General features: G+C 70.6%; 16 protein-coding genes. 10 read left to right on the top strand and 6 right to left on the bottom strand.

The window, feature by feature from the left end:
* Positions 1 to 25: 25 nt before the first annotated feature.
* The 5 genes from AN215_RS27365 to AN215_RS27345 all read left to right on the top strand — a co-directional run bounded on the left by AN215_RS27365 (position 26) and on the right by AN215_RS27345 (position 6,002).
* Positions 26 to 1,057: a LacI family DNA-binding transcriptional regulator gene (locus AN215_RS27365; RefSeq protein WP_070010535.1), complete on the top strand. Its 1,032-nt coding sequence runs from the start codon at positions 26 to 28 to the stop codon at positions 1,055 to 1,057.
* Between the two features lie 176 nt (positions 1,058 to 1,233).
* Complete coding sequence (locus tag AN215_RS27360) at positions 1,234 to 2,310, top strand: ABC transporter substrate-binding protein (RefSeq protein WP_070010536.1); 1,077 nt, start codon at positions 1,234 to 1,236, stop codon at positions 2,308 to 2,310.
* The gene (locus AN215_RS27355; RefSeq protein ID WP_070010537.1) at positions 2,310 to 3,938 is read left to right on the top strand and encodes a sugar ABC transporter ATP-binding protein; all 1,629 of its coding nucleotides are present in this window, start codon (positions 2,310 to 2,312) and stop codon (positions 3,936 to 3,938) included. The genes AN215_RS27360 and AN215_RS27355 overlap by 1 nt, the downstream gene beginning before the upstream one ends.
* Entirely contained in the window at positions 3,931 to 4,893 is a 963-nt protein-coding gene (locus tag AN215_RS27350) for an ABC transporter permease (RefSeq protein ID WP_070010538.1), read from the top strand. The genes AN215_RS27355 and AN215_RS27350 overlap by 8 nt, the downstream gene beginning before the upstream one ends.
* Positions 4,890 to 6,002, top strand: coding sequence for an ABC transporter permease (locus AN215_RS27345; RefSeq protein WP_070010539.1), 1,113 nt, complete (start codon positions 4,890 to 4,892; stop codon positions 6,000 to 6,002). Before AN215_RS27350 ends, AN215_RS27345 begins: the two co-directional genes overlap by 4 nt.
* Before the next feature lie 87 nt (positions 6,003 to 6,089).
* On the opposite strand, the gene AN215_RS27340 is transcribed toward AN215_RS27345, so the two are convergent.
* Positions 6,090 to 6,737, bottom strand: coding sequence for a TetR/AcrR family transcriptional regulator (locus AN215_RS27340; RefSeq protein WP_070010540.1), 648 nt, complete (start codon positions 6,735 to 6,737; stop codon positions 6,090 to 6,092).
* Between the two features lie 149 nt (positions 6,738 to 6,886).
* Between AN215_RS27340 and AN215_RS27335 the strand changes: the two genes are divergently transcribed.
* Positions 6,887 to 7,840, top strand: a complete 954-nt coding sequence (locus AN215_RS27335; protein WP_070010541.1) for a TIGR01777 family oxidoreductase — start codon at positions 6,887 to 6,889, stop codon at positions 7,838 to 7,840.
* Between the two features lie 36 nt (positions 7,841 to 7,876).
* Here AN215_RS27335 and AN215_RS27330 read toward each other — a convergent pair whose 3' ends face one another.
* Both AN215_RS27330 and AN215_RS27325 read right to left on the bottom strand, forming a co-directional pair.
* The gene (locus tag AN215_RS27330; RefSeq protein ID WP_070010542.1) at positions 7,877 to 9,415 is read right to left on the bottom strand and encodes a hypothetical protein; all 1,539 of its coding nucleotides are present in this window, start codon (positions 9,413 to 9,415) and stop codon (positions 7,877 to 7,879) included.
* Positions 9,408 to 10,169 carry a S1 family peptidase gene (locus tag AN215_RS27325; RefSeq protein ID WP_070010543.1) on the bottom strand — a complete coding sequence of 254 codons (762 nt, stop codon included), beginning with the start codon at positions 10,167 to 10,169 and terminating at the stop codon, positions 9,408 to 9,410. The genes AN215_RS27330 and AN215_RS27325 overlap by 8 nt, the downstream gene beginning before the upstream one ends.
* A gap of 422 nt (positions 10,170 to 10,591) precedes the next feature.
* On the opposite strand from AN215_RS27325, the gene AN215_RS27320 reads away from it, so the two are divergent.
* Entirely contained in the window at positions 10,592 to 11,707 is a 1,116-nt protein-coding gene (locus AN215_RS27320) for an alpha/beta hydrolase family protein (protein WP_245694740.1), read from the top strand.
* 46 nt (positions 11,708 to 11,753) lie between these two features.
* Positions 11,754 to 12,020: a hypothetical protein gene (locus AN215_RS27315; RefSeq protein ID WP_070010545.1), complete on the top strand. Its 267-nt coding sequence runs from the start codon at positions 11,754 to 11,756 to the stop codon at positions 12,018 to 12,020.
* Between the two features lie 22 nt (positions 12,021 to 12,042).
* On the opposite strand, the gene AN215_RS27310 is transcribed toward AN215_RS27315, so the two are convergent.
* Positions 12,043 to 13,395 (bottom strand): class I SAM-dependent RNA methyltransferase, encoded by a 1,353-nt coding sequence (locus AN215_RS27310; protein ID WP_070010546.1) that lies wholly within the window; start codon positions 13,393 to 13,395, stop codon positions 12,043 to 12,045.
* A gap of 102 nt (positions 13,396 to 13,497) precedes the next feature.
* Positions 13,498 to 15,612: an APC family permease gene (locus AN215_RS27305; RefSeq protein ID WP_070010547.1), complete on the bottom strand. Its 2,115-nt coding sequence runs from the start codon at positions 15,610 to 15,612 to the stop codon at positions 13,498 to 13,500.
* A gap of 78 nt (positions 15,613 to 15,690) precedes the next feature.
* Between AN215_RS27305 and AN215_RS27300 the strand changes: the two genes are divergently transcribed.
* A complete protein-coding gene (locus AN215_RS27300; protein ID WP_070010548.1) occupies positions 15,691 to 16,359 on the top strand; it encodes a potassium channel family protein in 669 nt (222 codons plus the stop codon).
* Between the two features lie 34 nt (positions 16,360 to 16,393).
* Positions 16,394 to 17,065: a potassium channel family protein gene (locus tag AN215_RS27295; RefSeq protein ID WP_079123449.1), complete on the top strand. Its 672-nt coding sequence runs from the start codon at positions 16,394 to 16,396 to the stop codon at positions 17,063 to 17,065.
* A 66-nt stretch (positions 17,066 to 17,131) separates the two neighbouring features.
* Here the strand turns inward: AN215_RS27295 and AN215_RS27290 are convergent, their stop codons facing one another.
* On the bottom strand, positions 17,132 to 18,058 hold the full coding sequence (locus AN215_RS27290; RefSeq protein WP_245694739.1) for a DUF3159 domain-containing protein: 927 nt from the start codon (positions 18,056 to 18,058) through the stop codon (positions 17,132 to 17,134).
* Positions 18,059 to 18,060 lie beyond the last annotated feature (2 nt).

Genomic DNA, 18,060 nt, shown 5'->3' with positions numbered 1-18,060 from the left:
GCCCGACGGGAGTGGGGAGCGCAGGGTGAGGGTGAGTCTCAAGGACGTCGCGGAGTACGCGGGGGTGTCGATCAAGACCGTCTCCAACGTGGTGAACAAGTATCCGCACATCACTCCCTCCACCCGGGAGAAGGTCCAGAGGGCCATCGACACCCTGGGCTACCGGCCTAACCTGACGGCCCGCCACCTGCGCAAGGGCCGTACCGGGATCATCGCGCTCGCGGTGCCCGAGCTGGGCAACCCGTACTTCGCCGAACTCGCCGGCGCCGTGATCGACGCCGCCGCGGCGCACGACTACACCGTCCTGCTGGACCACACCCAGGGCAGCCGCGAGCGCGAACTCCTCGTCACCCAGGGCTTCCAGGCACAGGTCATCGACGGGCTGATCCTCAACCCGCTGGAGCTGGAGACCGAAGACCTCGCCGCACGTACCGACAGCGCACCGCTGGTGCTGATCGGCGAGCGGCGCTACGACCTGCCGCACGACCACGTCGCGATAGACAACATCGCGGCGGCCCGTGCCGCGGTGCGCCACCTGCTGGATCTGGGCCGCCGCCGCATCGCGTTCCTCGGCGCACGGGGCGACCGCCCCAGCCAGCCCTCCCACCTCCGGCTCCTGGGCTGGCAGGCGGAGTTGGCCGCCCGCGGCGTGAAGGCCGACGACGGTCTCGTCGCGCCGGTGGACGGCTGGGAGCGCGCCGACGGCGCGGCGGCGATGGCGGCCCTGCTCGACGCGGGTGAGAGGCCTGACGCGGTGTTCGCCTACAACGACCTGATCGCGATCGGGGCGATGCGGGTGATGTCCGAGCGAGGGCTGCGGGTGCCGGAGGACATCGCGGTCGTCGGCTTCGACGATCTGACGGAGGGACGGTACGGCGCGGTGACCCTGACGACGGTGGCACCCGACAAGCAGGCCATCGCCAGGATGGCGGTGGAGTCGATCACCGGACGCCTGGCCGGGAAGGACGCCGGCGACGGCGCCGCGACCCGTCAGCTGCAGGCGGGATTCACCCTCGTGGAGCGGGAGAGCACACGCGGACGGCGCCCTCCGGGCTGAGCCCCTGCCGCGGGCACCGGCACGCCGACCGGCCGTTCCCGCAGGCCGGATGCCCCCAGGAAGGCCCAACTCGCGCCAGGTCTGGGCCAGTTCGCGCGCGCACTGTTTACAGCGCTTCTTCAACGATGTAAAAAACTGGCGTCACGTCGTCTGCACGACACACCGTGGGGGTCCCCATGAAGCCGCTCGCAAGACGTCTCACCGCCGCCACCGCCCTGCTCACCGCGCTCGCCCTGGCCAGCGGCTGTGCCAAGTCGGAGGACGAGGCCGGCAAGCCGACTTCCGGCGCCGGTTCCGAGGGCGGCGGACAGGTGGCCGCCGAGCCGACGAAGGGCGCGAAGACCTGCACCGTCGGCCGGTACGGCGGCGAGAAGCTGGACCTGAGCAAGGCCACCGTCGGCTTCTCCCAGTCCGAGAAGGAGGCCAACCCCTTCCGGATAGCCGAGACCGCCTCGATCAGGGCGGAGGCGGAGAAGCGCGGGGTCAAGCTGCTCACGGCCAACGCCCAGTCACAGTTCTCCAAGCAGATCAGCGACGTGCAGGACCTCATCTCCAAGGGCGCCGACCTGCTGGTCATCGCGCCGCTCAACTCGGACGGCTGGGAACCGGTGCTCAAGCAGGCCGCGTCGAAGAACGTCCCGATCGTCACCGTCGACCGGCAGATCAACGCCACGGCGTGCAAGGACTACGTCAGCTTCATCGGCTCCGACTTCGTACAGCAGGGCCGCCGCGCCGCCGACCAGATGATCAAGGCCACCGGAGGCAAGGGCAAGGTCGCCATCCTGCTCGGAACACCCGGCAACAACGTCACCACCGAACGCACCAAGGGCTTCCGGGACCGCATCAAGAAGAAGGCCCCTGAACTCGACGTCGTCTTCCAGCAGACCGGTGAGTTCGCCCGCGAGAAGGGCCAGCAGGTCACCGAACAGCTCATCCAGTCCAAGCCGGACATCGACGGGATATACGCGGAGAACGACGAGATGGGCCTCGGCGCGGTCAACGCCCTCAAGAGCGCGGGCAGGAAGGCCGGAGACGTCAAGATCGTCACGGTGGACGGCACACGCAACGCGGTGCAGGGCGTCGTGGACAAGTGGATCCACGGAGTCATCGAGTCCAACCCCCGCTTCGGCCCGCTCGCCTTCTCGACGCTCGACGACTTCACCAGCGGCAAGAAGGTCGGCCAGAGCATCGTCATCAAGGACGGCGCCTACACCCCCGCCAACGCCGAGCGGGATCTGAGCAAGGCGTTCTGATGCCGCCCACCCGGCCCGGTGCGTACGCGCTCTCCACGCGCGGGCTGACCAAGCGCTTCCCCGGCGTACTCGCCCTGGACCGCGTCGACTTCGGCGTGCGGCCCGGCGAGGTGCACGCGCTGATCGGCGAGAACGGCGCGGGCAAGTCCACGCTCATCAAGGTGCTGACCGGCGTGTACGCGCCGGACGAGGGCGAGGTGCTCCGCGGCGGCGGGCCCGTCTCGTTCGGCACCCCGCTGGCCGCCCAGCGGGCGGGGATCTCCACCATCTACCAGGAGGTCAATCTCGTTCCGCTGATGAGCGTGGCCCGCAACCTCTTCCTGGGCCGCGAGCCGCGCGGCAGGCTGGGGCTGATCGACTTCGGCCGGATGCACAGGGACGGCGAACGGCTGCTGAGCGACTACGGCGTCCGCGCCGACGTGCGCCGTCGGCTGGGCGAACTGGGCGTCGGGGCACAGCAGATGGTCGCCCTGGCCCGGGCCGTGTCGGTCGACGCGCGGGTCGTCGTCATGGACGAACCGACGTCCTCGCTGGAGCCACGGGAGGTCGAGACCCTCTTCGGCGTCATCCGGCGGCTGCGGGACCGCGGCGTCGCCGTGGTCTACGTCAGCCACCGGCTCGACGAGCTGTACGCCGTGTGCGACACGGTCACCGTGCTGCGCGACGGACGCACCGTCCACACCGGCCCGCTCGAAGGGCTGGAGCGGCTGCGGCTCGTCTCGCTGATGCTCGGGCGCGAGATCGGCGAGGTGCGGGCTGAGGGCACCACCAAGTTCGGCGGCGACCACGAGGCGGCTTCCGCGGAGCCGGTGCTGCACGCCGAAGGGCTCAGCGTCCCGCACCAGCTGCACGGGGTCTCCTTCACGGTGCGCCCCGGTGAAGTGGTCGGCCTGGGCGGGCTGCTGGGCTCAGGACGTACGGAGACGGTCAAGGCAGTCGCCGGTGCCGTGCCGCGCAGCGCCGGGCGGGTCACGGTGGCCGGTGCCCCCGTACGTACGGGCTCCCCGGGCGCGGCCATCCGCGCAGGCGTCTCCCTGCTGCCCGAGGACCGCAAGAGCGAGGGCATCGTGCCCGGTCTGTCCGTGCGCGAGAACATCGCGCTGGCCGTACTGCCCCGGCTCTCCCGTGCCGGGCTGGTGTCGGAGGCGCGCATCGACTCACTCGTGCGCACCTTCATGGAGCGGCTGCGGATCAAGGCGTCCTCGCCGCACCAGAAGGCCGGCGAACTCTCCGGCGGCAACCAGCAGAAGGTCCTGCTGGCCCGCTGGCTGGCCGCCGAACCACGGGTGCTGCTGCTGGACGAGCCCACCCGCGGCATCGACGTCGGTGCCAAGGCAGAGGTGCAGAAACTGGTGGACGAGCTGGCCGCAGAGGGTCTGGGCGTGCTGCTGATCTCCTCCGACCTGGAGGAGCTGATCGAAGGCTCGGACCGGGTCGTGGTGCTCCGTGACGGTGCCGTGGTCGACGAGCTGACCGGGGACGACGTCACCGAGGACCGGCTCATGGAGGCCATCGCGGGAGCGGCGGAGGAGGAACCGCACTCGGAGGCACCGGCGGAGACCCCCGCAGCGGTCCCCATGGGGGACTCCGCGCCCGGCTCCGCGCGAGAAGGGGCACCGCATGGCTGAGGCCGTCGCCGGCCGCATCGCACCGGACCGGGCCGCCGTCCACTCCTGGCTCCAGGCGTACGGCGTCTACGTGGGCGTCGGGGTACTGCTGCTCTTCAACGTCGCCTTCACCGACCATTTCCTGTCCGCGGAGAACTTCCGCACACAGGCGGTGCAGGTGGCCCCCATCCTGATCGTGGCTCTGGGCATGGCACTTGCCATCGGCTCCGAGGGAATCGACCTGTCGGTGGGCTCGGTGATGGCCCTCTCCACCTCACTGGTGGCGCTGTACCTGGGTTACGGACCGTGGGTCGCGCTGCTTGCGACGGTGCTGGGCGGCATCGCGATCGGCCTGGTCAACGGCTCGCTGGTCGCGTTCGTCGGTGTCCAGCCCATCGTGGCGACGCTGGCGCTCATGGTGGGCGGCCGGGGCCTGGCCCTCGTACTGGTCCCGCAGCTGGAGGACGTGCGCGACCCGGGGATGCGCGCCCTGGGCTCGGGTGACCTGCTGGGCGTCCCTTACCCGGTGCTGATCGCGCTGGCCCTCGTGCTGCTGGTCGGCTTCGCGGTGCGGCGCACGACCTTCGGCAGACAGCTGCTGGCGATCGGCGACAGCCGCCCGGCGGCCCGGCTGGCCGGACTCCCCGTGCGGCGCGTGCTGTTGTGCGTCTACGTCGCCTCCGGAGCGCTGGCGGCCGTCGCCGGCTTCCTGGCCACGGCCCGGCTCCAGGCCAGCGATCCCACATCGCTGGGGAGCCTGATGGAACTGTCGGCCATCACCGCCGTCGTGGTGGGCGGCACCCCGCTCAGCGGCGGCCGTGTACGCGTCGGCGGCACCGTCGCCGGCGCCGTACTCATCCAGCTGCTGACGGCCACGCTCATCAAGCACGACCTGCCTCCCTCGTGGACGCAGATCGCGCAGGCCGCCGTCATCGTTCTCGCGGTGTACGCGGCACGTGAGAGGGGGAAGCGATGAGCGCGGCGAACACCCGTCACCGCGGCGCCGGTTCGCAGGAAGCCGCCGGTTCGCAGGAAGGCGCCGGTCCGGCCGGCCGCGCACCCCGCAACCGGACGGCGGACAGGGCCGGCCCCGCAGGCCCGGGCAGCGGGGGCATCCGTGCCGAACGGCTCAGCGCCCTCGCCCAACAGCACGGCGCACTCGTCGCGTTGCTGCTGACGGTACTGATCGCCTCGCTGTCCTTCGACTCGTTCGCCGGCGCCGGCAACCTGGAGAACATCGCCGTCTCCTCCGCCTTCCTGGCCATCGTCGCGCTCGGCATGACGTTCGTGATCGTCTCCGGCGGCATCGACCTGTCCGTCGGCTCCGTCTTCGCGCTGGGCGGCGTACTCGCCGCCTGGGGCTCGCGGTACGGCCCGGTCGTCGCGCTGCTTCTTGCACTGTCGGTGTGCGGCACGATCGGCCTGATCAACGGACTGCTCATCGCCCGGGCCCGGTTGGCGCCGTTCATCGTCACGCTGGCCGCGATGCTGGGTGCCCGTGGTCTGATGCTGAACATCACCGAAGAGGGCACCTCCACCTTCCTGCTCGCGAAGGACTCGGTCTTCGCCGAGCTCGGGCGCGGCAAGCTGCTGGGCGTCGGCATACCCGTCTGGATCACGCTCGTCCTGTTCGTGCTCGGCGGTCTGCTGCTGCGCCGCACACGGTTCGGCCAGCACGTCTACGCGGTCGGCGGCAACGAGGACGCCGCCTCCCTCATGGGCGCCTCCGTGACCCGTACGAAGGTGTCGGTGTACGTCTTGTCCGGGCTGCTCGCCGGGCTGGCCGGAGCGCTCAACGCCGCCTGGCTGGCCTCCGGGGTGACGATCCTGGGGCAGGGCATGGAGCTGGAGGCGATCTCGGCCGTGGTGATCGGCGGGACGCTGCTGTCCGGCGGGATGGGCTATGTCAGCGGGTCGCTGGCCGGCGTACTGCTGCTGAAGGTCATCCAGAACGTCATCAACCAGATCGGCTCGCTCGACTCCGCCTACCAGCAGGTGGTCAGCGGCGCCTTCCTGATCGTGGTCGTGGTCGTGCAGACCTGGCTGGGCCGCCGCCGAAAGGCCCGCCTGACCTCACCCGGCTGACCTCACCCGCCTGACCTCATCCGGCCTCACTCGTCTGACTCCGGGGCTCCTCCGGGTACGGGGGGCCGGCCGGCCGCGCGGCACCTTCTAGGCGCGTCGTCGCCCGGAGCCCCGCCGCAGCCTGGCCCTCACCGCCCGCTGGGCGACCGGGCCCAGCTCTTCCAGCACGCCGACCAGCCCGGACAGCTGCTCAAGCGCGTCCAGGGCACGCTGTGCGCCCTGTTCGTCGACACCCTCGTAGAGCTCCAGCCCGACGAAGCCCGCCGCCACCGCACGGGCGAGACCGGGCGCGTCGACGAACTCGGCGATCGGCGAGCCGGTGAGGACGCGGGCCAGCACCTGCTCGATCTCGTCGATCCACAGGGCGAGTCCCGCGGCGGTGGCGGGTGCGAGCCGCGGCTGTGTCTGCGCGCCGGAGAGGAGCTGGGCCAGGACGGCGACGTTGCCGCCGACACGCTCCTCCGCGTGCAACTCCCGCCCGAGCGCCAGCAGTTCGGCCAGGCTCTCCACCCGGGCGAGGCGTTCGCGGTAGAGCGCGACCCGCTGCTCGGCGCCGTACCGGCAGGCCGCGGCGAGGAGTTCGTCGACGCTGCCGAAGTGGTAGAAGACCAGCGCCTGGTTGACCCCGGCCGCGGCGGCGACCGTACGGGCGGAGGTCTTCGCATATCCCTGCTCGGTCACGGTCCGCAGCGCACCCGCCAGCAGCTTCGTGCGCGTGTCCGCGCCCGCGCTCATCCCCGCAACTCCTCGCGCACCACGGCGTCGCCTCCGATCAGATCCGGACCATGCGCCCGCGAGTATGGCACAACTATTGAGCGAATGCTTAAACTGAAGACCTGTTTGAGCGACCGCTCAAACGGTGGCGCCGACGAGAGGTGAAGCCGATGAAGATCGTCATACCCGGGGGGACCGGTCAGGTGGGCGGGATTCTCGACCGCGCCCTGAGAGCCGCCGGCCATGAGGTCGTCGTTCTGACCAGAAGGCCGGTCCGCGACACTGACGTTCACTGGGACGGGAAGACGCAGGGCAGCTGGGTGGACGCCGTGGACGGCAGTGACGCCGTGATCAACTTGGCCGGACGCAGCGTCAGTTGCCGTTACACCCAGGCCAACCTCCAGGCCATGATGGACTCGCGCGTGGACTCCGCCCGAGTGGTGGGTGAGGCCGTCGCCGCAGCCCGGCGGCCTCCCCGTGTCTGGCTCCAGATGAGCACCGCGACGATCTATGCCCACCGCTTCGACGCACCCAACGACGAGGCCACCGGCATCCTGGGCGGCACGGAACCCGGCGTTCCGGACTACTGGTCCTACAGCGTCAAGATCGCGGAGAACTGGGAACGCGAACAGGCCCGCGCAAGGACTCCTCACACCCGCAAGGTCGCCCTGCGCTCGGCAATGGTCATGAGCCCCGACCGCGGCGGCATCTTCGATGTCCTGCTGCGACTGGCGCGGCTGGGGCTCGGCGGACCGGTCGCCGGAGGCGGGCAGTACGTGTCCTGGATCCACGACCACGACTTCGTCCGCGCGGTGGAGTTCCTGATCGAGAAGGACGAGCTCACCGGGCCCGTGAATCTCGCTGCCCCCGCACCCCTGCCGCAGCGCGCGTTCATGCGCGCGCTGCGGACCGCCTGGGGTGTCCCGGTGGGCCTGCCCGCGACGAAGTGGATGGCACAGCTCGGCGCGTTCGCGCTTCGCACCGACACCGAACTCCTGCTGAAGAGCCGCCGCGTCACGCCGGGCCGTCTCCTGGACGCCGGATTCACGTTCGACCAGGGCGAATGGCCGCGGGCCGCCGCCGATCTCGTGAGCCGGGTGCGCGGGGAACGCTCGACCGCCTGAACGGTCACCACCGGCCGGTCACCTCACACCGGACGGTCACCTGACGGCGCGCGGCGCGCACAGGTACGCGCGGCCGAGGGCCAGCGCTGTGGCGGTGAGGAGGACACCGAGGTAGACGGGTGCCAGATGGAGGAAGTCGGTGTAGCCGATGGCGCCGTGCACGACGATCGCCGGGAGGAAGCCGGTGACGGCGCACAGGAGCAGAGTCCACCAGACCCAGGACTCCCCGCGGCGCCACCCCCACGCGGTGAGCAGCACGACCGCCCCGGCGGTGGCCATCAGGGCGCCGCCGAGCCCGGCCCGGTCGTGCGCGATGAAGGACATCAGCCGCGGATTCGCCGTATGCAGCGCCTCGGGCCCGGTATGCAGGAAGACCAGGTCGGGGGGTACGAATACGCTGGTGAGACCGACCACGGACACGGCCGCCCCGCCTATGAAGATCCCGGATCCGGTGAAGATCAGCAGGAGTTGGCCGGCCAGAGCCCGTCTGCGCTCGCGTTCGGGCCCCTCCGGGAGCAAGGTCCACCTGGGCCGGCCGACGCCCTTGCGCCGGGTGGCGAGAAGGAAGACGGGGAAGAGGACCAGGGTGACCGCGGTGTGCAGCGGCTCCAGGAAGCCGAAGCCCAGGAAGTAGAAGAGCGGCGGGAAGGCGATCCATCCGGAGACCAGGTAGGCCTCCCGGGCCCAGGGCCATCCGCGGCGCATCCCGCCGGCGGACAGAGCGACGTAGAGGATGCCGATCGTCACCATGGTGCCCGCCATGGTGATCCGGTCGTGCTGCAGGAAGTGCACCAAGTGGTGGTTGGCGGCGTGCAGTTGCTCCGTCGACATGCCCAGGTAGTCGCGGTCGTACCAGAGCAGCACCGGACCGAGCGTGATCGCGGCGGCCCCGATCCCGGCACAGATCATCCCCGCGCCGACCAGCACGCCCCACCACCACGCCGGCCAGCGCCGCGGATCGCGGCCCACCTCGCCGAGTCCGGCCGCGGGAGGGTGCGTGTGCGTCGCCGCCTCGGCCACCCGCGTGAACCAGCCCGGCCCCGCCTGCTTCAGCACCGCGGGCGTCGCCAGGACCACGCTCTCCGTGTCCGCGAGTGCGGCCGCGGCATCGGCAACCGAAGTCGCCTGCACCGCACAGGAGTCCGGCCCCGTACGTACGGCGTCGACATGGGGTGACAGCGCCTCGACGACCTCCGGTGCATCCGGCCCTTCGGCCCGTATCACCACCGGTACGCGCCGGCCGGCGGCGGCCTCGCACACCGCCGGGACGTCGGCCGGGCCGACCGGCGCTATCTCGATCAGCCCGGCTCCGAGCGGCGGCAGCGCGCGCACCGCGTCCCGCGCCACGTCCGGCGGAACCACCGCGCCGAGACGTACGGTCACGGCGGCGCCGTCGACCGACCCGGCCAGGCCGGGCGGCGGAGAGCGGTGGCCGGCCGCCTTCACGATCAGGCGGCCGCCACCGGGCAGGGAGGCGACGGCGGCCAGCGCCCGCAGCGCGGCCCGTTGAGACCGGCGTTCCCCCAGCAGTGCTGCGGCGATGCCGCGCAGCGGGTGATAGGTCCAGTCAGGCATCGGGACCCGCTCCGCCGCTGCCGTCGTCGTCAAGGTCAAGCCCGGTCGTCTTCTCCATCCACGGCAGCCTGCCGGCGACGCCGGCGAAGGCGAAGTTCTCGCTGTTGGAGACCACGCCGGCCTGCCTGCCGTCGACGAAAAGCGGACCACCGGAGTCGCCGCCTGCGAATTCACCGGTGACCTCGGAAGTGCACACGCCCGGCCCTCCGGCTCCGTCCGTGCAGTCCCCGCCGACCGCGTCGACCTTGACCCGTGCGGTCCTCAACTTGTCCGGGAATTCACCATTTCCGGTCGTCCCCCAGCCGGACACCTCGCCCGTGGATCCGACCGCGGGGCCGGTATCGGCGAGGGGCGCGGTGGCAGCAGCGCCTGCACCGTCCTTCAGTTCCAGCAGCGCGAGGTCGAACCCCGCCTCGATGTGCCGGCGCTTCACCGCGAGGGCCGAGCCCCTGTCGCGTTCCAGGCTGCCGTACAGAACCCTGATGGACTCGACTTCTCCCCCCTCGCTGCTCGCCTCCACGCAGTGCGCTGCCGTGAGCACCCACCTCTCGTTGATGAGCGACCCCCCGCACAGTGAAGTCCCGTTCCCCGTGCGGCTGGTGGAGACCTGGACCATGCCGTTCGGCGCGCCGGCGGCCTCCTTGCCTTCGGTGATCGCCCAACCCGTACCGGCGAAGGCTGTCCCGGTCGCCGCGAGGCCGGCCAGAAGACCGGCAGCGGTGATCTTTCTCCGGCGGTGTACGTGCACTCCCATGTCCTCGTCCCTTCCGGCCGTTCAGAGGTTTTGAGCGCCTGCTCAAAATGAAGGTATAGCTTCTTGAGCGATTGCTCAAGAAGTGGGACAGGGTGAGCTAGGAAGGGCGACAACGCGCGGAGGGTCCGGGAACGTCACGGCACCAGCCCGCCGGCCGGGGCCCGCGGCCCGCGGGATCCTGCAGACTCCCGGGCGCGGAGCCGACCCTGACGAGTTGACGAGAAGCCGCTCGGGGGATGCCAGGGGGCGAGTCCGCCTGGCGACGGATGTCCTGAGCGCTGCCCGGGCGGAGATTGGTCGCCATGCGTATTCGACCGGTCGTGAAGACTACCGTGCCTCTTGCCCTCTGCCTGGTCGTCGCGGCAGGGGCTGCCGCCTCTGCCGCACCCTCCGCTCCGCCCCCCACCCGTACTCATGGGGGTGTGCGGTTCGAGCTGCCGGAGTCGACGGGGCGGCACCCGGTCGGGAGCACCGAACTCCATCTCGTCGACAGCGCTCGGCGTGACCCCTGGGTCGCCGGCAAGGACCGGGAACTGATGGTCAGCATCTGGTATCCGGCCCGTCGGGCGGAGCGGCATCCGCGTCAGCCGTACATGCCTCCTGGCGTCGCGCGTTCCGTGGACGAATCCGGCTCCTTCGGTCTTGCCGGGCCCGGCCAGGTGGACTGGGCGGGCGTCCGCACGGAGGCGGCCGCGACGGCCCCTGCCGACGACGGTGAGGACCGGCCTGTCGTGCTGTACTCGCCGGGCCTGAAGACCTCCCGGACACTCGGCACCTCGACTGCGGCGGAGCTGGCAAGCCGTGGCTATGTCGTCGTCACCGTGGATCACACATATGAGGCCCCCGCGGTGGAGTTTCCGCAGGGCCGGGTCGAGCTTCAGAAGCCGATGTCCGGCATCGAAGGACTGAAGAAGGCCGTGGACACCCGGGTGCGCGACACACGCTTCGTTCTCGGTCAACTCGCCCTGCTGCACAGCGGCCGAAACCCGGACGCAGAGGGGCGCCGACTGCCCAAGTGCCTGGGGAAGACGCTGAATCTGAAGCGGATCGGGATGTTCGGACATTCAGGGGGAGGCGCGACCGCGGCCGAGACCATGCGCGTGGACCGCCGTATCGACGCGGGCGTCAACATGGACGGCACGCTTCAGTACAACGACAGCGAATTCCTGCCGGTGGCCCGGAGCGGACTGCACCGTCCGTTCATGCTCATGGGCAAGGCCGACCAGACACACCTCAACAAGCCCTCCTGGCGGTCCTTCTGGGACCGCTCGACCGGGTGGAAGCGGGACTTGAGTCTCGAAGACGGCAGTCACTTCAGTTACACGGATGCACAGTCGTTCGTGCCGGCCCTGGACGAGCATCTGGACGTCCCGGCCGCACTCCGCGAGCAGTACATCGGCACGGTGGATCCCGAACGCAGTACCGCCGCCCAGCGCGCCTTCATCACCGCGTTCTTCGACCAGCACCTGCGGGGCCGGCCCCAGGACCTGTTGAACGGCCCTTCCCCCGCCCACCCGGAGGTGCGTTTCATCGATTGAGTACGGCGGGCCGCGTGCGAGCTGGCACGGGAGCGTCGCGCTCCTGGTGCCGGCTGTCCATCAGCTCGCTTTCGCCCGCAGCGGCCACCACATCGTGTGGCTGAGGGGGTGGCTCTTCGTGGTGGTCGGTCTCGGAGCGTGGGTGTACCTGCAGGGCGGTGCCTTCACAACGATCGCGGTGTGCACCGTCGGCGCACTGGTCACGATCGCCGTCCTGGGCCAGTGGTACATGACGACGGCGCGCCGCTTTCAGACCATGCGAGACCTGGAAATGGGTCCGTTCGACCCGAGCCGCCGGAACAGGCCGTGGTGACTCGGCGTCTTTGGGACTCAGGTCAGGTCCCCTTCCCCGCCGGTTCCAGGATCGCCACGCACTCCAGGTGATGCGTCATCGGGAAGAGATCGAAGGCGCGCAGGAAGCGCGGCACGTACCCCGCGTCGCGGAAGTAGCCCAAGTCGCGGGCCAGTGCTGCCGGATCGCACGCCACATAGCCGACGCGGCGCGGGCCCAGGCCCGCGATGTGGCGCACCGTCTGCCTGCCCGCGCCCGCTCGCGGCGGGTCCAGCACGACCAGGTCCGCCTCGGCGATGCCGGTGCGCGGCAGTACGGAGTCGACCTTGCCCTGCTCGACGCGGACCCTCGGGAAGTCGGCGAGGTTGCGCCGGGCGTCCTCCACGGCCCGCTTGGACGACTCGATGCCGAGCACGGCCCCTCTCTCGCCGATGCGGTCGGCCAGTGCGCCCGCGAAGAGTCCGACGCCGCAGTACAGATCGAGCGCCATCTCCCCCTTGCGCGGGGTGAGTCCGCGCATCAGCGCGTCCACGAGCAGCTCCGCCGCCTGCGGGTGCACCTGCCAGAAACCGCCGGCGCCCACCCGCCACGTACGGCCGTCGGCGCGCTCGCGTACGAAGTCACGGCCGTGCACGCGGTGCAGGACGCCCTTGTCGCCGCCGCGCTCCCCCACCCTCAACACCGAGACGGGGCGGTCCAGTTCGACGATGGGAAGACGCCCGCCGGGCTTCGGCGTGAGGACGACCTGCCGGTCCTGCGAACCGGTGGCCGCCGTCACCTCGACCCCGGCCATCTGCGGCCACTCGCGGTCCTCGATGCCCAGTTCCTCCACGCCCGGGGCGGCGATGAGGCAGTGGTCCACGGGCTCGACCTCGTGCGAGCGGTGCCGCCGCAGCCCCGCGCGCCCCTCGTCGTCCACCGCGAACTGCACGCGGGTGCGCCATGCCGGGACCTCCCCCGCGGGCACCTTGTCGCCAGGCGCCGGTTCGACGGTGCCGTCCCACGAGACGTCCTCAGGGGTCAACTGCGCCAGCCGCCACAGCTGTTCGGTGAGCACCTCGCCCTTCATGCGCCGCTGCGCGCCCGGCTTGACGTGCTGCCAGTCGCAGCCGCCACAGCGGCCCGGACCTGAGAAGGGGCAGGGCGCGGGGATGCGGTCCTTCGCCGCGTCCAGCACCTCGACGGCGTCCGCGCGCAGGAACCGGGAGTCCTCGCGGCCCTCCGTGACGCGCGCGACGACGCGCTCGCCGGGGAGCGTGTGGCGTACGAACAGCACCCGCCCCGCCTCCGTACGGGCGACGCAGTGCCCGCCGTGCGCGACGGGGCCGACCTCGACCTCGTACTCCTCCCCCACCAGCGATGGGGCAAGGGCGTCTGCGGGGGTTTCGGACGGCATGACGGGTGAGCTCCAGAGGTACGGAATCGAGGCGCCGGCTCGGCGGCCGCCCGAAGGCGGCGGGAGTGCGCGAACGCGCGAACGCGGGGGCAGCGGTGCAGTCTACTGCCCGTCGCCGTCCGGCTTCCCGGCCGTCGTGCCACCGCCGCTGCCGCCACCGCCGTTGCTTGTGCCGGTCCCGCCGCCGTTCCCGCGTCCCGCTCCCGGACGCGCCGTCGGCCCGCGACGGACGGAGCCGGGCGCTGCCCAGTCCGCCCGCTTCTTGAGGCGCTTGCGCGCCACCTCGGAGGACTCCAGCTGCCAGGGCACGGAGGTCACCATCACGCCCGGCGTGTAGAGCAGCCGGCCCTTGAGGCGCAGCGCACTCTGGTTGTGCAGGAGCTGCTCGTACCAGCGGCCCACGACGTACTCCGGGATGTAGACGCTGACGACGTCGCGCGGGTTCTCCCTGCGCAGCCGCTTCACGTAGTCGATGACGGGCCGCGTGATCTCACGGTAGGGCGAGTCGAGGATCTTCAGCGGCACGTCCATGCCCGTCTCCTCCCACTCCCTGCGCAGCTGTGCCGTCTCCTGGGCGTCCACGCTGATGGTGAGCGCTTCCAGCGTGTCCGAGCGCATCAGCCGTGCGTACGCGAGCGCACGCATCGTCGGCTTGTGCGTCTTGGAGACGAGCACGATGGAGTGCACGCGGGAGGGGCGTACGCGCTTCTCGTCCGGGTCGTCGGCGGCGAGTTCCTCCGCGACGAGGTCGTAGTGGCGGCGGATCGCGGTCATCACGCCGTAGAAGAGCAGCATGCCGAGCAGCGAGACCCACGCCCCGTGCGAGAACTTCGTGACGAGTACGACGACCAGGACGAGCCCCGTGCAGAAGGCGCCGAAGGCGTTGATGGCCCTGGAGCGGTGCATGCGGCGCCGCGCGGCCGTGTCCCGCTCGTCGGTCAGCAGCCGGTTCCAGTGCCGGACCATGCCGATCTGGCTGAGCGTGAAGGAGACGAAGACGCCGACGATGTAGAGCTGGATGAGGCGGGTCGAGTCGGCGTTGTAGACCACGACGAGTATGGCGGCGGCCCCGGCCAGCAGCACGATGCCGTTGGAGAAGGCGAGACGGTCGCCGCGGGTGTGCAACTGCCGTGGCAGGTAACGGTCCTGGGCGAGAATCGAACCGAGCAGCGGGAAGCCGTTGTAGGCGGTGTTCGCGGCGAGGAAGAGCACGAGCGCGGTGGCCGACGCGAGGAAGATGAAGGGGAAGGTCCCGTCACCGAAGACCGCGGCAGCCACCTGGGAGATGACCGGGTTCTGCGCGTAGTCAGGGCCTGCAGGCCTGCCGTTGATGATCAGTTCCGTGGCCGGGTTCTCGGCCATCTTCACGTCGGTCGCGAGGGCCAGGACGATCACGCCGCAGAACATGACGGCCGCGATCAGGCCCATCATGGCAAGGGTGTTGGCCGCGTTGCGGGACTTGGGCTTACGGAAGGCGGGCACTCCGTTGCTGATGGCCTCGACGCCCGTCAGGGCGGCACAGCCGGAGGAGAAGGCCCGCAGCAGCAGGAAAGCGAGGGCGAACCCGGTGAGTCCGCCGCTGTGTTCGGCGTCGATCTCGAAGTCGGCCGTGGGCGCCCGCATCTCCTCGCCGAGCACGGCCCCGCGTATGACACCCCAGAGGATCATCCCGAAGACGCCCGCCACGAAGCAGTAGGTGGGGATGGCGAAGAGCTTGCCCGACTCACGTACGCCACGAAGGTTCATCAGCGTCAGCATCACGATGATGACGACGGCCACGAGGGTCTTGTGCTCGACGATGAACGGCACTGCGGAGCCGAGGTTCTCCACCCCGGAGGAGATGGACACGGCGACGGTCAGCACGTAGTCGACGAGCAGCGCGCTCGCGACGGTCAGCCCGGCCCTCCTGCCCATGTTCGTCGTGGCGACCTCGTAGTCGCCGCCCCCCGAGGGGTACGCACGGACGTTCTGCCGGTACGAGGCGACGACCGTGAACAGCAGCACCACGACGGCGACGGCGATCCAGGGGCTGAAGTGGTATGCGGAGACGCCCGCGACCGAGAGGACGAGCAGAACCTCCCCCGGGGCGTACGCCACCGACGACAGCGGGTCGGAGGCGAAGACGGGCAGCGCGATGCGCTTCGGCAGCAGCGTCTCTGCCAGCCGGTCGCTGCGGAGCGCACGCCCGAGCAGCAGCCGCTTCGGGAGATGGGTCATCCTTGGCACGGGAAGGATCGTATGCGGTCGGTCGTGCGATCCTGAGACGGCCCGCTGTATGTGACGAGAGGGACGGGCGTGCATGTTGTGATCATGGGCTGCGGCCGGGTTGGCGCCGAGCTCGCTCAGGCACTGGAGCAGCAGGGCCATACCGTCGCGGTCGTGGACCAGGACCCGACGGCTTTCCGCCGCCTGGGATCGGGCTTCGGCGGCCGCCGGGTCTCCGGGGTCGGCTTCGACCAGGACACCCTGCGGGAGGCCGGTATCGAGGAGGCCGGCGCGTTCGCCGCTGTCAGCAGCGGTGACAACTCCAACATCATCGCGGCGCGGGTCGCACGGGAAATGTTCGGCATCGAGCACGTCGCGGCCCGCATCTACGACCCCAAGCGGGCCGAGGTCTACCAGCGTCTGGGCATTCCCACCGTCGCCACGGTGCGCTGGACGGCCGACCAGATGCTTCGCAGGCTGCTTCCCTCAGGATCCGAGCCGCTGTGGCGGGACCCCAGTGGCGGTGTGCAGCTCGCAGAGGTGCACACCGGGCCGGACTGGGTGGGCCACCGGGTCAGCAGGCTGCAGGAGGAGGCCGGGGTGCGGGTCGCCTTCCTCACCAGGGTGGGTGAGGCGATGCTGCCGACATCGGAGACGGTGCTGCAGGAAGGCGATCTGGTGCATGTGATGATGCGCAGCGATCAGATCGATCAGGTGGAGGCCGTCTTCGCGACGGGTCCCGAGGAGGGGCGCTCGTGACCGGCGTACGCACAGCGGACAGGGGGCTTCTCCGATGAGGGTAGCCATTGCGGGCGCGGGCGCCGTGGGGCGCTCGATCGCGGGCGAGCTGCTGGAGAACGGGCACGAGGTGCTGCTCATCGACAAGGCGCCGACGGCGATCTCGGTGGAGCGGGTGCCGCAGGCCGAGTGGCTGCTGGCCGACGCGTGCGAGATCACCTCGCTCGACGAGGCCGCGCTGGAGCGGTGCAACGTCGTGATCGCGGCCACCGGCGACGACAAGGTCAACCTGGTCGTCTCGCTGCTCGCCAAGACCGAGTACGGGGTCCCGCGGGTCGTCTCACGCGTCAACAACCCCAAGAACGAATGGCTGTTCAACGAGTCGTGGGGCGTCGACGTCGCCGTCTCGACGCCGCGCCTGATGTCGGCGCTCGTCGAGGAGGCCGTGAGCGTGGGCGACCTGGTGCGGCTGCTGCGCTTCTCGCAGGGCGACGCGAACCTGGTCGAGCTGACACTGCCGCCGGAGGCCGCGCTGGCCGGGACGCGTGTGGGCGACGTGACGTGGCCCGAGGACACCGCTCTGGTCACCATCATCCGGGGCAACCGGGTGCTGGTGCCCGACAGTGACGACGCGCTGGAGGTCGGCGACGAGCTGCTGTTCGTGGCCGCGCCCGCGCGCGAGGAGCAACTGGAGGACCTGCTCTCGGTGCGCGGCGAACCGTCGTAGACGCCGCGCCGCCGTCGTACGTACGGGCGGGCGAACCCCGGACCGTGGCTCAGCGGTGAACGGCCGTCAGCGGCGGTGCCGTCCCCCGGGACCGGCACCGGAGCCGGGATCGTCCCGCACCCGTTCGGAGTCGGCGAGCAGTGCGCGTGAGGCGTCCTCGGTGAACTCGTCGCCCATCGCGGCGAGCGTCCTGCGCTGCTGTTCGTCCTCCTGCTTCAGCCGCTCCTCGCGCTCCTTCTCCGCCTTCTCCTCCGCCTCCATCTCCGCGATGACGTTGATGGGCGCGGGAGCCTTCGCCAGGAAGATCCACGTGAGGTAGACGGCCAGCAGGAACGGCGGGATCTTCAACGCCACCGTGACCCAGCCGAAGCGGGTGGTGTCCCCCCACAGGTACAGCGGGAAGAGGATGGCGGACTTGCCGAGCAGGATGAAGCCCCACGCGTAACTGGCCTTCGTGTACGCCTTCTTGCGGCCCGGGTTCCTCTTGCGCCAGGAGAGGTTCTCCTTGAAGACCGGTCCGAGCACCAGCCCCAGCAGGGGCACCCCGGCGGCCGCCGTGATGATGTACGCGAGGGCCAGGCCCAGCCCGTAGAACATTCCGGGCAGATAGAAGTCCTTGGCGTTGCCCGTCATCATCGCGAAGAGCACGCCGAAGGCGACGCCGAAGACCCCGCTGAAGGCGTGCTTGACGGTGTCGCGGCGGACCAGCCGGAGGACACCCAGCAGCGCGGAGACGGCAAGAGCCGTCAGCGCCGCGGAGTGGATGTCCTTGTTGAACGTGTACCAGGAGATGAAGAGCAGGCCGGGAAGGGTCGTCTCCACCAGTCCGCGCAGCCCGCCGAAGGCTTCGAAGAGCGCGGCTTCGGTGACGGCGCGGGGAGCGGCCGCCTCGCCGTCGGCCCCGTTCGAGGTTCCGGATCCGGTGCCCGCTTCGGGGCCCGCACCGCTCGGTGTTCCGGTTCCGTCCGCGATCGGCTTGTCGAGGGGGGTCACCC

Origin of the sequence: Streptomyces abyssalis (assembly GCF_001751365.1) — a bacterium.
GTDB classification, from domain to species: Bacteria; Actinomycetota; Actinomycetes; order Streptomycetales; family Streptomycetaceae; genus Streptomyces; species Streptomyces abyssalis.
Note: the sequence above shows the minus strand (reverse complement) of the source record. Positions and strands in the feature narration are given on the sequence as shown.